Raw genomic sequence first — 14711 nt, forward strand, 5'->3', positions numbered from 1 at the left:
ACGCACTTCTGCACGCTGGTGGCGCGCGACCACGGCGGCTTCACCTCGCCGAGGAAGTACGGCTTGAAGGGGACCATGCCGGCGGGGACGAGGAGAGCGCGCTCTCCTCGGACCGGGCCCGTCCGTTCCACCGCAACCCCCGTACGCGGTGGTCCGTTCGACCGCCCGCCGAGCGGTTACTCGGTGGCGATCGCGTTCAGTACGTTCATCCGGCCCGCCCGGAACGCCGGGATCAGGGCGGCGAACAGGCCCACGAAGGCCGAGCCGATGAAGACCCCGATGATGGTCGGCCAGGGGATGTCCAGAACCTTCAGGCCCTCAAGGGCGAGAAGTTTCTGGGCGGTGGCGCCCCAGCCCATGCCCAGGCCGAGACCGAGCAGCGCGCCGAAGAGGGCGATGACCACCGACTCCATCCGGATCATGCGGCGCAGCTGGCGGCGCGAGAGGCCGATGGCCCGCATCAGGCCGATCTCGCGGGTGCGCTCGACCACGGACAGGGCGAGGGTGTTCACCACGCCGAGAACCGCGACGATGATCGCGAGCGCCAGCAGGCCGTAGATCAGGTTCAGGAGCTGCCCGATCTGGTCCTTCATGGCCTGCTTGTAGTCGGTCTGGTCGCGGACCTTGTACTGCGGGTAGTCGTGCAGGGACGACTTCAGCGACTTGTACGCGGCCGCCTGCTGTCCGTCCTTCGCCGAGGCGAAGACGAGCTCGTCGAGCGGCATCTTCTCGGCGGGCACGTACTTGGCGAGTGTGGCGATGGAGATGTACTTCGAGCCCGCGTCGATGACGACGTCGCTGCTGGTGATGGCCCGGACCGTCAGATCGGCGTCGGCACCGTCCTTGAAGGCGACCTTGATCTTCGAGCCGAGGTGGATGCCGTGCGCCTCGGCGAACTTCTCGTGCACGGACATCGAGTCGGGCAGGTAGGCGTCCTTCAGGTTGCCGGCGACGGTCTTGGTGCGCAGGTCGGTGGCGTACGACGGGTCGGCAGCCGTGATGTCCGTGTCCTTGAGCGTCTTGCCGTCGGGAGTGGTGTAGTCGGCCTCCGTGACCCGGTACTCGGTGACCCGCGCCAGTCCCGGCGTCGACTTCACGGCCCGTACGGCCTGCTGGGTGATCGGCTGACCGCCGTCGTTCTGGATGATGAAGTCGGTGCCGACGCTCTTGTCGAGCTCGTCGGACGCGGAGGCGACCATGGAGGAGCCGACCACCGACAGGCAGGCGACCAGCGCGAGACCGATCATCAGGGCGGCGCCCGTGGCACCCGTACGGCGCGGGTTGCGCAGGGCGTTGCGTTCGGCCATGCGTCCCACCGGGCCGAAGGCCCGCAGCAGGACGGCGCCCAGCACCCGCACCACGCCGCTCGCGAGCAGCGGGCCGATCACCACGAATCCGAGCAGGCTCAGCACCACGCCGAGACCGAGCCACATCGAGCCCTCGCTCGCCTTGTCGGCTTCGGCGGCGACGTAGAGGGCGTAGCCGCCGGCGCCGGTGAGGACCAGGCCGAGCACGGCCCGTACGACACCGGCCTTCGCGTCGGCGGGGGCGCCGGCGTCGCGCAGCGCGGCCATCGGGGAGACCTTGCCGGCGCGGCGGGCGGGCAGGTAGGCCGCCAGGACGGTGACGACGACGCCCAGCACCATGCCGATCACCGGGGTCGTCCAGGCCACCGTCAGGTCGTCGGTGGAGAGGTTCATACCGGTCATGCCCATGAGTTTCATCAGGCCGACGGCGATACCGACACCCGCGCCGACGCCGAGGACCGAGCCGGCAACGCCGAGGAACAGCGCCTCGGCCAGCACCGATCGGTTGACCTGCTTGCGGCTGGAGCCGATGGCCCGCATCAGGCCGATCTCGCGGGTGCGCTGGGCGACCAGCATCGAGAAGGTGTTGATGATCAGGAAGATGCCGACGAGGAAGGCGATTCCGGCGAAGCCGAGCATCGCGTACTTCATCACGTTCAGGAAGTCGCCCACGTCCTGGCGGTTGGCGTCGGCGGTCTCCTTTGCGGTCTGCACCTTGTAGCCGCCGCCGATCTCGGCGGCCACGTTCTTCTTCAGCTGGGCGTCGGCGACTCCGGCGGCGGCGGTGACGTTGACGTTCGTATAGACGCCGGTCTGCCCGACGAGCGCCTTCTGGGCGGTCCTGGTGTCCAGGTAGAAGATCGCCGCGCCGGGGTTGGTGACGGTGAAGGTGGCGATGCCGGAGATCTTCGCCGTGTGTGTGCCGACCGCGCTGATCACGCCGATCTCGTCGCCGAGCTTCAGGTGGTGTTTGTCGGCGGTGTCCGCGTCGACCATCACCTGGCCGGAGTCCTTCGGCGCCGCACCGGAGGTGACCTTCATGGTGCGGGCTTCGTTGTCGTTCCAGCTGCCGACGATGGTGGGTGCGCCGCTGGAGGGCGACAGGTTGTCCTTGTCGGCGTCGACGACGGTCACGGCGCTGGAGAAGACGGTGCCCTCCGCCGACTTCACGCCCTGTGCGGAGCGGACCTCGGTGAGCACGGAGGCCGGCATGACCGGCGGCTTGCCGTTCCCGGAGGTCGTCTCGCCGGTGTCCGAGGCACTCTTCGCGCTCACCGTCACGTCGGAGGAGGTGGCCGCGAAGAGCTTGTCGAACGTGGTGTTCATCGTGTCGGTGAACACGAGCGTGCCGCAGACGAAGGCCACCGACAGCAGGACCGCCACGGCGGACAGCGCCATGCGTCCCTTGTGCGCGAAGAAGTTGCGCATCGAGGTCTTGAGGACGGTCATGACGTCCGCCCGCGGGAGTCGAAGTCCTTCATGCGGTCCAGGACCTGATCGGCCGTCGGTGAGTGCATCTCGTCGACGATCCGGCCGTCCGCGAGATACAGCACGCGGTCCGCGTACGAGGCCGCCACCGGGTCGTGCGTGACCATCACGATGGTCTGTCCGAGCTCGTCGACCGAGCGCCGGAGGAAGCCCAGCACCTCGGCGCCGGCCCGGGAGTCGAGGTTCCCGGTCGGCTCGTCACCGAAGATGATCTCCGGGCGGGCCGCCAGCGCCCGTGCCACCGCGACGCGTTGCTGCTGGCCGCCGGAGAGCTGGTTCGGGCGGTGCTTGAGCCGGTCCGCGAGCCCGACGGTCTCCACGACCTGGTCCAGCCAGCGCTTGTCGGGCTTGCGGCCGGCGATGTCCATCGGGAGCGTGATGTTCTCCAGGGCGCTCAGCGTCGGCAGCAGGTTGAACGCCTGGAAGATGAAGCCGATCCGGTCCCGGCGCAGCTGCGTCAGCTTCTTGTCCTTGAGCCCGGTGATCTCGGTCTCGTCGAGGAAGATCTGGCCGGAGCTGACGGTGTCGAGCCCGGCGAGGCAGTGCATCAGCGTGGACTTGCCGGACCCCGAGGGGCCCATGATCGCGGTGAACCGGCCCCGCGCGATGTCCACGTCGACATGGTCGAGGGCGACGACACGGGTCTCCCCCGACCCGTACGCCTTGACGACCTGCCGCGCCCGCGCGGCAACGGCCGTACGCCCTCCAGTGCTCTCGTGCCTGGGAATGCTTACAGCCGATGTCACGGTATGTCTCCTAAGTCGGTCAGCAGGGGATACTGCTGGGCTGCGAAAGTCTGCGAGCGGTCGAGAAGGGCCGGAAGGCCCGCGCCCCTTCGGACGCGGTGCCTCGGCCACGTCCGTAAGTCTGGTGCCGGGTGGGGGTCGGACGCGCTGGTGCACGGCCCCGTCTTCTGCTGGGGAAAACCCCACCCCCGCGGGTGCGGTCCGTACTACCGGACGCGCTCCCGACGGCGTAAAGCCAGGTTAAGGACGACCCCCGCCCCGCCTCGTCCTCCGGTGGGACGAGCCCTCCCCGAGCCGTAGTACGGAGATCCCCCTAGGGGCCTCCACCCTCCGGTGGACAACTTCCCAGGGTTCACATCCACCCTCGGGCCCACACAGCGTCCACCCTCCCCCAAGGTGAGGCTCAAGTGGGAAGCTGGTCCCGGCAGATAGATGCAGGGGGAAGGAATCCCGTGGGCGAGGGGGACACCGAGATACCGGTCGTGCGGGAGAACCCGCCCCGCGCGACCCGCGCCGAGACCCGGCGGCGCCGCGCAGTCGTCGCGTCGCTCATGCTGGCGATGGGTCTGGCCGCGCTCGACTCCACCATCGTGTCGACCGCCGTTCCGCAGATCGTCGGCGACCTCGGCGGATTCTCCGTCTTCTCCTGGCTGTTCTCGGGCTACCTGCTGGCCGTCACGGTCACGCTCCCGGTCTACGGCAAGCTCTCCGACACCTTCGGCCGCAAACCGGTCCTGGTGGCGGGCGCCGCCGTCTTCCTCCTCGGCTCACTGCTCTGCGCCACCGCCTGGAACATGGCCGCGCTCATCGCCTTCCGCGTCGTACAGGGCCTGGGCGGCGGCGCCCTCCAGGGCACCGTGCAGACACTCGCCGCCGACCTGTACCCGCTGGAGGAGCGCCCGAAGATCCAGGCCAAGCTGTCCACGGTGTGGGCGACCTCGGCGATCGCGGGTCCCGCCCTGGGCGGAGTCCTCGCGGCGTACGCCGACTGGCGGTGGATCTTCCTCATCAACCTGCCGATCGGCGCCCTCGCCCTGTGGCTGATCGCCCGTCATCTGCACGAACCGCAGCGGGCCCCGCTCACCCGGCGGCCACGGATCGACTGGGCGGGCGCCCTCGCCGTGTTCGCCTGCGGCGGTGTCCTGCTGACCGCCCTGGTGCAGGGCGGCGTCGCCTGGGACTGGCTCTCCGCGCCCTCGGTCACCCTGTTCGGGACGGGACTTGCCCTGGTCGCGGTCGTCGTCGCAGTCGAGCGGCGGGCCGCCGAGCCGATCATCCCGGGCTGGGTGTGGCGCCGCCGGACGATCGCCGCGGTCAATCTGGCGCTCGGCGCGCTGGGCCTGCTCATGGTCGCGCCGACCGTCTTCCTGCCCACCTACGCCCAGGCGGTCCTCGGCCTCGCCCCGGTCGCCGCCGGATTCGTGCTCTCCGTATGGACGTTGAGCTGGCCGGTGTCGGCCGCGCTCAGCCAGCACGTCTACCGCCGCATCGGCTTCCGCAACACCGCCATGCTCGGCATCGGCACGGCGAGCCTGCTCCTGCTCACCTTCCCCTTCCTCCCCTATCCGGGCGAGCCGTGGCAGCCCGCGCTGCTGATGCTGCTGCTGGGCGGCACGCTCGGGCTCTTCCAGCTCCCCCTGATCATCGGCGTCCAGTCGTCCGTCGGGTGGGCCGAACGCGGCACGGCCACCGCCTCCGTCCTCTTCTGCCGGCAGACCGGACAGACCATGGGCGCCGCCCTGTTCGGCGCCGTCGCCAACGGGGTACTGGCCGCGCGGCTCGGCGGCGCCGGGGATCTCGACTCGGTGACCCGCGCCCTGGACTCGGGCGCACCGGCCGGGCATCTGCGCCACGCGGTCGCCGACGCGGTCCACGCGGTCTATCTGGGGGCCGCGGGCGCCGCCGCCCTCGCCTTCCTGGCCCTGCTGTTCGTCGCACCGCGCCGCTTCCCCGTGCTCAAGGACCCCACGGACTGACCACGGCACCAGGACCACTCGTCGGTCACTGCGAACACTTGCTTCCCACACGTGAACTCCAGGGGAACTCCACAGGTGAACGCGGGTAACACCCCAGGTCAACGAAGCAAGCGCGTACCGACCGCCCAGTTTGGTGAAACGGTCGCGCGCTCCCGCTACCTACGAGTAGCGTGCGCTGCTCACCCCCCGCTCCCTGCGGTCCCGCACCGGACCCGAGCCACGCCAGGAGAACCGGGATGCCAGACGCGTTCTCGTCCCCCGAGCACCCAAGGCCACGTCAGCAGCGCCCGCACCAGCCGCAGTACCCGCCACAGCAGGCCCCCCGGAACCCCCCGTACCCGCCGTACACCCAGCACCCCGGATATCCGCCGCCCGGCCCCGAACCCTCGCGGCTGACCTACCCCTGGCAGCCACAGCCCCGGCCGCCCGAGCCCGAGCCGCGGCGGATGCCGCGTCACCGACCGCTCGGACAGCACAGCGACATCCGGCTCCTGCGCGGCGCCTACCGCCGGCAGCGGCGCGTCGCGACCCTCACCGCGCTCGGCTACTTCATCCTCTTCCTCCTCCTGTCGGCCTTCGCGCCGTGGCTGATGACGAGCACGGTGTCCGGCGGACTGTCGACCGGCCTGCTGCTCGGCCTGCTCCAGCTCCCCGTCACCTGCCTGGCCATCGGGCTGTACGAGCACACCGCGCGCCGAAGCGTCGACCCGATCGCGGACCGCATCCGCAAACAGGCCGAACTGGACGCGAAGCGGGAGGCGGCACGATGACGGGATTCACCAGTTCAGCGCAGACCATGTCACTCGTGGCGTTCACGGCCGTGGCCACGATCACCCTGCTGCTGTGCGTGATGACCGGCCCGGACCGCGACGACCTCGACGAGTTCTACACCGGCTACGGATCTCTCTCACCGATGCGCAACGGCCTTGCCATTGCCGGGGACTACATCTCCGCGGCGACCGTGCTCGGCACCGGCGGCGTCATCGCACTGGCCGGCTACGACGGCGTCGTCCTCGCCCTGAGCACAGCCCTGTCCCTGATGCTGCTGATGTTCCTGCTGGCCGAACCGCTGCGCAACGCGGGCCGGTTCACCATGGGCGACGCGCTCGCGCGCCGGACACCGGGCCGCGCCGTCCGCAACACGGCCTGCGCGGTGACCATCGTGGCGCTGCTGCCGCTGATGCTGGTGCAACTGGCGGGCGCGGGCGACCTGCTGGCCTTCATCCTCGGCTTCTCCAACGACTCCCTCAAGACCGGCTGCGTCATCGGCCTCGGCGCCCTGATGATCAGCTACGCGGCGATCGGCGGCATGAAGGGCACCGCCCTCATCCAGATCCTGAAGATCGTGATGCTGCTCGGCTCGGGCGCGGTGGTCGCCGTGCTCGTCCTGCAGCGCTTCGACTGGAACCCCGGCGCGCTCCTCGACGCCGCCGCCGGGAACAGCGGCGTGGGCCCCGCCTTCCTGCACTCGGGACTCCAGTTCGCCGGCGGCTCCAGCCCCCGCCTGGACATGATCACTTCGGAGCTGACGGTCGTCCTCGGCGGCGCCTGCCTCCCCCACATCACCATGCGCATGTACACGGTGGACAGCGCCCGCCAGGTGCGCCGGTCCCTGTCCTGGGCGGTGCCGTGCGTGGCCCTGTTCATGCTGATCATCAGCGTCATCGGCTTCGGCGCAACGGCCATGATCGGCCGCGATGTGATCGCCGCGGCCGATCCGCAGGGCAACACGGCCTATCTGCTGGGCTCCAAGGCGGCCTTCGGCACGTCCGTCTCCACGGCCGAGACCCTCCTGTTCACCACCGTGACGACAGCGATCTTCCTGACCCTGCTCGCCTCCGTCGCCGGGATGATCCTGGCCTGCGCCAACTCCCTCGCCCACGACGTGTTCGCGCACAGCCGGCTCTTCCGGGGCCGCCGCCACGACGACCGCATGTCACCGCGCCGCGAGGTGCTCCTCGCCCGCATCTCGGCGCTGGCGGTGGGTGCGCCGGCCATCCTGCTCGCCACCCTCGCCCAGCACCGCAGCCTGCAGCCCCTGGTCACCCTGTCCTTCTGCATCGGAGCCTCCGCGATAGCGCCCGCGCTCGTCTACAGCCTCTTCTGGCGCCGCTACACCCGCACCGGCCTCCTCGCCACCCTCATCGGCGGCACCCTCACGGTCCTCCTCCTCATGCCCGGCACCAACCTCGTCTCCGGCTCCCCCGCCGCCGCGTTCCCGGACGCCGACTTCAACTGGTTCCCGTTCACCACGACCGGCCTCGTGTCGATCCCGCTGGGGTTCGCCTACGGATGGCTCGGAACAGTGGTCTCGGGCCGCCGCAAGGCGGAGGAACAGCGCAGGCAGTACGAGGCGGTGGAGGGATGGATCCTGGCGGGGGCGGTACGGAGGGGGCGGTGAGCGGCGCGAGACCGCGCGCCGCACCGCCGGGCCGGGCGCCCGCGCCACTCTGCGGGGCCCGGCGGGGGTCGCCGAGGGGCGGAGACCCGCCCGCTACTCCGCGGAGGCCCGCCCCGTGAGCGACGTGAGACTGCTGCGTACGTGGTCCATATGGGCCCGTACGTCGTCCCACCGCTCCCCGTGCTCCCGCAGCACCCGCTCGGTCTCCCGGATGATCCGTTCCTCCCGGACCCGGGCCTCCGCGAGCAGCTCGGCGGCCCGCGCCGCCGCGTCCTCCTGCCGGTGGCGGTCCGACTCCTCGGCCTCGGCGAGGGCCCGCTCGGCCGCGGCCACCGACTCCTCGGCGCGCGCCACCCGTTCGGCGTGGCGCGCGTCGAACGCGGCCTCGTGCTCGGCGGCGACCCGCTCGGCCTCCACCCACCGCGCCGTGTGCTCCTTGTCCTGACCGGTGAGCAGCGCCTCCGTGCGCCCGCGCACCTCGCGCAGCGCGGCCAGCACCTCCCCCCGGTTCTCCTTGACCTCCCGCCGCGCGGAGATCCGTACCTCGTCGGCCTCGCCACGCGCGGCGAGCAGCCGCTGCCGGGCCCGCTCCCCGGCCTCGCCGCGCACCTCGTCGGCGTACTCCTGCGCGGCCTCCCGCACCTCGCGCCCCGCGGCCTCGGCCTCCTCCACGACCGCCCGGGCCTCCCGCCGCGCCTCGTCCCGCAGGGCCTCGGCCTCCTCCTCGCCGAGCTGGAAGATCCGCCGGGCCCGCTCGCCGAGCTCCTCGTACGTCTGCGGGGCGAGCCGTGTCACGGCCTCCCGCAACAGCTCCGCCTCCGCCTCCATGTCCTTCGCCAGCACCGTGAGCCGGGCGGCCCGCTCCCACGCGGCATCGCGTTCCCGGGAGAGCGCCCCGGCGTACGCGTCGACCTGCTCGGGACGGTAGCCACGCCCCCGTACAGCCACGAAGCCGTACGGCGACACCGCTGTGCTGCTCATCCTTGGACCCCTCTCCGCCCGACACACACGAAAAGACGATTTCGCGCACATCTTGATGGATCACACGGAAGTGTTCATAACGCGACACTCCGCCCACTCATCCGGCCAGAGACGGATCCCACGCGAGTCAATTGAGGTCAGAAGCCCGAAGTGCGGTGCCGGCACGACACCCGGAGAAGCACGGTCCGACCCTTCGTACGGTCCCGTTCGACGCCACCTTCGACGGTGTACGTGCCGCACACACGGAAGAGGCGCCCCACCCGTCACGCGGGTCGAGCGCCTCATCCGTCCTGCCGTCGTCTGGTCGTCCCGCCGCTCTCCTACCGGACCGCGGCCGGGACAGGTCCTAGAGCAGCCCGTCCCACATCTCCTCCAGCAGGACCGACCACCAGCTCTCCGGGGAACCGAGCGCCGCCGGGTCGAGCGAGGCGAGCTGCGCCTGGAAGTCGACGGTCCAGCGGCCCGCCTGCTCCTGGTTGAGGCCGAACCGCAGCCGCCACATCCGGCCGAGCAGCGCGAGACAGCGCGCGAACTCGGGCAGCCCGGTGTTCACGAACTGCGGCGGCACCGGCGCACCCCCCGGACCGGCCTCCACCGGAACCGCGACGATGTTCGCCGTCCCGTACTGGACACAGATCGCCTTGCCGAAGTCGCTGCCCATGACGAGGTAGGAGCCCGCGTCCGGGGCGGCCGCCACGCCGCGCTCCTGCGCCAGCTCGGCGAGCGTCGGCACCGGACGGCCCGGCTGGGCCTGCGCCCAGAAGAACGGCCCCATGTCGACCGGCAGCCCGGCCACGACCAGGGTGTGCGCCACGATGTTGGGCACACCCTGCCGCGACACGGCCGCCTGGTCGAACCGGAACAGCCCCGGCCCGAACGCCGCCGCCAGCTCCTGCCCGATCACCTCCGGCGGGATCGGCGGCGAGGGCTGCACCGGCGGAATCGGCGCCCGTACCGGCGCCGGACGCGCCGGACCGTCCGCCACCTGGTGCAACTCGCCCTGGTGCGCGAGGAGCTGATGCATCCCCTGCTGCCGGCTCGCGTGGTCCGTGCCGTACGGCGCGATGCTCGTGATCCGCGCCTGCGGGAAGGTCTCCCTGATCATCCGCGCGCAGTACGCGCCCGGCAGCTCACAGGACTCCAACTCCGTGTGCAGCTCCAGCACCTGCTGCGGCGGCACGTTCATCGCGCGCAGCTCGTGCAGGATCTGCCACTCCGGATGCGGCGTGCCCGGCGCGGACCGCCGGATCAGCTGCTGCTCGGACCCGTCGTGCGCCCGGTAGCGCAACACGGCCTGATAGCCGGGCCCGACGGTCGGCTGCCCGGCCTGCGGATAGCCGTACGCCGGCGGCTGCTGCCCCGGCATCGGCTGCCCAGGCATCGGCTGTCCGGGCATCGGCTGAGGGACGCCCGGCGGCATACCGGGACCCTGCGAAAACTGCGGCGCACCCGGGCCCCCGACGGAAGGCCCCGCGAGCATCGTCGCGGCATGGTGCACCCCACCGGGAGACGTGCCCCCGGGAGGCTGGGGCGCACCGGGTGCGCCAGGGGCACCCGGAGGCTGCGGCGCACCGGGACCGCCCACCGAGGGCCCCGCCAGCATCGTCGCGGCATGGTGCACCTCACCCGGCGGCGTGCCGCCCGGCGGGTTCGGGCCGGCGAGAGCGCCCTGCTGCCACGTCGCGCCCGGAGGCTGCGGCGCACCGGGACCGCCCACCGAGGGGCCCGCGAGCATCGTCGCGGCGTGGTGGACTCCACCGCCCGGCGGCGTGGCGCCGGGAGGCTGGGGAGCGTCAGGGGTACCGGGCACACCAGGGACCCCGTCCGGCCCGAGCTGCGAGACCAGCTGAGTCGGCACATAGCCGCCCGCGGGCGTACCCGGAGCACCCGGGCCGGACGGCGGAGGCGTGCTGCCCGGCCGCGCACCCGGCACTCCGGGGGCGCTCGGCGGATGCGGAGCACTCGCCCCGCCCCCGCGGGCCCCGCGGGGCGGCGCCTGCGCCTTGCTGGTCGCGGCGTCGGCGATGTCACCGGCGTTGGGAGGCAGCGGGCGCGAAGGCGCGGCGGGCGGCGGCGTGCCGGGGGCGCCCGGAGCGGCGGGCGGCGGTGTGCCGGGCCCCTGGGGGAAGCCGTACGCGGGCGCTCCCGGAGGAGGCGTCCCCTGCGGGCCGCCGGGAACGGGCGCGCCGGGCGGAGGCGCCCCCGGACCCGCGCCCGGACCCTGCGGATAGCCGTACGAAGGCGCACCGGGCGGCGGTGTGCCCTGGTGGGCGCCGGACCCCTGCGCGGGCGGCGGACCACCGGGCAGGCCGTGCCCCTGTGAAGCACCGGACGGCGCGGGAGAGTTCGGGTCGCCGGCCACGGGGGACAGCGTCGTACGCGGAAGTTGGCTGCCCCCGGAGATCAGGGCGGTCTTGGCGTCCGGTGCCGCGGCGGGCGGCGGGGTGTCGGAATCGTCGACATCCGTCAGCTGCGGCGCGAACACGGTCGCCGGCAGCGGTACGGAACGGTCGTCCCCACCATCGCCGTTCGTGTCCGTCCCCGCCCACGGGGTCGCGTCCGCGGGTACGTCGGGCCGCGCGTCCCGCGGAACCGGGACCGCGTCGTCGTCGGTCGCGGCGGCGGGCCACGGCGTGCCCCCACCGGAAGCCGACGGCACAGCCGGCGCGGGAGCGGGGCCGGCCGAGAAGGGCGCGGACGGCGCTCCGTGCGCCCCCGAGTCTCCCGGCGCTTCCGGAAGCGAACTCCCGCTCCCGGAAGCGCCGTTCGAAGCGGCGGCCGGACGGGATCCCTCCCCGTCGGAGGCGGACGATCCCGAACCCGTGCGCCGGTCCGGAATCCCCATCCTGTCCGCGGCCTCCTGCAACCACTCCGGAGGACTCAGCAGGAACGACGTCTGATTCAGGTCGACCCGTGCCGCGGGCGCCGGCGCAGGTTCCGGGGGCCCGTCCGGCACCCCGTACTCCTCCTCGTACCGGCGGACGACCTCACCCACCGGCAGGGCGGGCCACAGCGTGGCCTCCCCGCTGTCCCGCGCGATGACGAGCCGCTGCCCGCCCCCGTCGGAACGCGGCCCCTCGGCACGGTCCTCCGCCCACACGACAAAACCGAGTTCGAACTCGCGCACCCGCACCTCACGGTGCTGGTACCCGGGCACATCCCCGTTGATCCACTCTTCCGCGCGCTCCTGCGCCTGCGCGAAGGTCACCATCGCAACCTCACTCCCCCACCGAAGACGCCGAAGACACCGAAGAGACGGGCACGGCGTACGCGAAACCGCCGTCCACCATCAGATTCGCCACCGTCTCCAACTCCGGCGGATTACCGGCCAGCCGGGACAGGAACTGGTCGAAGTCGTCACCGCACGGCAGCAGCAGCCGCTGCACCCGCTCGGCCGGCGGCCAGGCGTCCTGATCACGGGCGTCGTCGAACGCGCAGAACCAGACCGAACCGATCGCGTCGCCCTTCACCTTCACCGCCAGCAGACCGCCCTGCACGAACCCGACACCCAGGTAATCCTTGGTCAGATGGTCGCGCAGACACTTGTTGACATACACGAGGTCATTGACGGCGGCCTCGTCGCGCACGGTGAAGAACGGCTGGTCCACCAGCAGCCCCAGCTCGGCGTCGAGCGCCGCGCCGACCGGCGCGCACCCGCCCGCCGCCTTCAGGAACGACCGATAGGCACCCGGCAGCCGGTAGCCGAGATCCTCCTCGACCCCCAGCACCTGCTGCTCGGTCACCGCGACCGACGCCTTCGGCAGCCCGAAGTGCGCGGGCCGCGTCTCCTGCAACGGCCGCGTCCCCCGCTTGGAATGGTCGACGGCCGTGGTCGCGACACCACCGTGATGCCGCAGCAACGCCTTCACCTCTACGGGCACCAACTCCAGCCGCCGGGTGCCCGCCACGTGATGCCACGTCCAGCCGTGCGGCGTCGCCACCGACGGAATCGTGTCCCACAGGTCGTGCCCGGACGCGGCGAGAGCGGCGTTCGCGGAAACGTAGTCCGTCAACCGCAACTCGTCGACGCCGAAACCCTCCGGGGGCTCTGCGATCTCCGCAGCGCCGCGCGCGTAGAGCGAGAAGTCGGGATAGCCGCTCTCGTCGATCCGCACACCTCTGGGGTGGCGGGCCGCCCGGACCGGATCCGGGAAGTGCACGACCTGCCCGGCGTAGGCCGCGTTCGGTGGCGCGGCTTGTCCCCCAGCCTGCGGGCTGGGAGGTGCCCCCAGCCCGAGCCGACCTGTCGTCATGGCGGTTGCCCCCTGCGGCGTTCTCAGTAGCTGGATGGAGTGCGGATGTCGACAGCCTATTCGGTTGTACGACACCGGTCACCGGGCCTCCGGTTCCGTGACCTGCCGTCACCCCGCCGTGACCGTAAGCCGAAGACCTGGCGTGTCGCGGCGCCCCAGCTTCCGCTCCCGCCACGCCATTTGGCAGTCTGTCTCCGCACCGGGGGATGCACGGGAGGAAAAAACGATCATGAACGCGACGCATACGGGCACGTCCGGGGACCCCCGGGTCGGCTGGAGCAGCACTGAGGCGACCCACGCCCCCATCCTGCTGCACCGCCGTGACGGCATACTCCCCACCGTCGCCGCCGCCCTCTCCGTCCGCGGCGCCACCCTCACCGGCACCGCCGCCCGCGGCGACCAGCCCCCCGCTCTTCACCCGCTGGTCCAGGACTTCCTCGACACCCTCACGAACGCCCAACGCGACCGCTTCACCGGCCGCTGCGCCGAGGCCATCCTGATCTCCCGGCACATCGCCACCATCGACGCCGAACGCAGCAAGCGCGCGGCCCGCAAGCCGATGACCAACGGCGAGGCCCGCAAAGCCCTCAAGCAGGCCAAGCTCACCGCGCGCCGCATCCGCGAGGACGGCGACCCGCTGCACGGCAGCTTCGCCGCGCCCTGCCGCTCCTGCACGGCGCTCAGCGACCACTTCGGCGTACGCATCGTCGACCCGGCAGCACCGGACGCCTGAACTCCCCCATCCCCGCACACGTACCACTGACGGCGTCCCGCGACGCCGATGTCCCATCCCTCGACGAACGAAGGGCAGATGCACTCCGACCGCTCCTCCATCAAGCTCCCCTCTCCACCCGGGCAGGGGGCACCCACGTCACGCTTCTCCGAACCCGTGGACGACGCACTGCGCACCGCCGGATGGCAGCCCGGACGCTGGGACATAAAGCAGGCCGAGTACTGGGCCGACGCGCTGCGCGGACACGCGTCGCCGGCCGGACACCGGCACGCCGTGTTCCCCGCGGCGGTCGAGGCATGGGCGGAATTCGGGGGTCTGCGCGTCGGCGCCACGGGACCCGGGCGCCAACTGGCCCCCGCCCTGCTGCATCTCGACCCCCTGCACGGGCTGCACATGGCCCGCACCCTCGGCGACCTCGGCCGCGCCCTCGACACGGAGGTCTGCCCCCTCGGCGAGGAGTCCGACTCCCACGCCCTGCTCGCCATCGACGCCGAGGGCCGGGTCTACACCCTCGACCACACCGGCGACTGGTACGTCGGCCCCCACATCGACGCCGCCATCACCACCCTCCTCACCGGCACGGCCCCCACCCGCCTCACCTCCACCTGACGGCCCAGGCAGGTCCTCGCCCCCTCCGCCCCTACCCGACCCACCCTGGGGTCCGCCCCAGCCCCCGCACCCGAAAGCGCACGGAAGGGTCGCCCCCGACCACGATGCACCCGCAGCCGTCCGCGCACGGGAGGGGCCGTGCCGGTACATCCCAATGTCCGTCGCTTACGTTCGGATCGAGCAGCAGTTCGCACAGGTAGCCCACGTCTGATCCAGC

Annotated in this window: 10 protein-coding genes and 1 pseudogene; 5 read left to right on the forward strand and 6 right to left on the reverse strand. The window is 71.9% G+C overall.

What is annotated here, in order from left to right; translation table 11 throughout:
* The 3 genes and pseudogenes from ACWD68_RS40430 to ACWD68_RS40440 form a co-directional block, all read right to left on the reverse strand.
* Window positions 1–95 (reverse strand): annotated as a pseudogene (locus ACWD68_RS40430) (alanine--tRNA ligase-related protein); the annotation flags it as partial.
* Between the two features lie 81 nt (window positions 96–176).
* Window positions 177–2756: an ABC transporter permease gene (locus ACWD68_RS40435; RefSeq protein WP_451811466.1), complete on the reverse strand. Its 2580-nt coding sequence runs from the start codon at window positions 2754–2756 to the stop codon at window positions 177–179.
* Complete coding sequence (locus ACWD68_RS40440; protein WP_451811467.1) at window positions 2753–3541, reverse strand: ABC transporter ATP-binding protein; 789 nt, start codon at window positions 3539–3541, stop codon at window positions 2753–2755. Before ACWD68_RS40440 ends, ACWD68_RS40435 begins: the two co-directional genes overlap by 4 nt.
* Window positions 3542–4014: 473 nt before the next feature.
* Between ACWD68_RS40440 and ACWD68_RS40445 the strand changes: the two genes are divergently transcribed.
* The 3 genes from ACWD68_RS40445 (at window position 4015) to ACWD68_RS40455 (ending at window position 7918) form a co-directional block, all read left to right on the forward strand.
* Complete coding sequence (locus tag ACWD68_RS40445; RefSeq protein ID WP_451811474.1) at window positions 4015–5517, forward strand: MFS transporter; 1503 nt, start codon at window positions 4015–4017, stop codon at window positions 5515–5517.
* 236 nt (window positions 5518–5753) lie between these two features.
* The gene (locus tag ACWD68_RS40450) at window positions 5754–6287 is read left to right on the forward strand and encodes a DUF485 domain-containing protein (protein WP_451811468.1); all 534 of its coding nucleotides are present in this window, start codon (window positions 5754–5756) and stop codon (window positions 6285–6287) included.
* Entirely contained in the window at window positions 6284–7918 is a 1635-nt protein-coding gene (locus ACWD68_RS40455; protein ID WP_451811469.1) for a sodium/solute symporter, read from the forward strand. Before ACWD68_RS40450 ends, ACWD68_RS40455 begins: the two co-directional genes overlap by 4 nt.
* Before the next feature lie 93 nt (window positions 7919–8011).
* Here ACWD68_RS40455 and ACWD68_RS40460 read toward each other — a convergent pair whose 3' ends face one another.
* From ACWD68_RS40460 to ACWD68_RS40470, 3 genes are all read right to left on the reverse strand, one after another.
* Entirely contained in the window at window positions 8012–8899 is an 888-nt protein-coding gene (locus ACWD68_RS40460) for a cellulose-binding protein (protein WP_451811470.1), read from the reverse strand.
* A gap of 346 nt (window positions 8900–9245) precedes the next feature.
* Window positions 9246–12110, reverse strand: a complete 2865-nt coding sequence (locus ACWD68_RS40465) for an SUKH-4 family immunity protein (RefSeq protein WP_451811471.1) — start codon at window positions 12108–12110, stop codon at window positions 9246–9248.
* 7 nt (window positions 12111–12117) lie between these two features.
* Entirely contained in the window at window positions 12118–13152 is a 1035-nt protein-coding gene (locus ACWD68_RS40470; protein WP_451811472.1) for an SMI1/KNR4 family protein, read from the reverse strand.
* 229 nt (window positions 13153–13381) lie between these two features.
* Between ACWD68_RS40470 and ACWD68_RS40475 the strand changes: the two genes are divergently transcribed.
* Window positions 13382–13885 (forward strand): YwqJ-related putative deaminase, encoded by a 504-nt coding sequence (locus ACWD68_RS40475; RefSeq protein WP_266759602.1) that lies wholly within the window; start codon window positions 13382–13384, stop codon window positions 13883–13885.
* Window positions 13886–13963: 78 nt separating this feature from the next.
* On the forward strand, window positions 13964–14494 hold the full coding sequence (locus tag ACWD68_RS40480; protein WP_451811473.1) for an SUKH-3 domain-containing protein: 531 nt from the start codon (window positions 13964–13966) through the stop codon (window positions 14492–14494).
* The last annotated feature ends 217 nt before the right edge of the window (window positions 14495–14711 follow it).

The sequence above is a fragment of the Streptomyces sp. NPDC005141 genome (genome assembly GCF_053599975.1).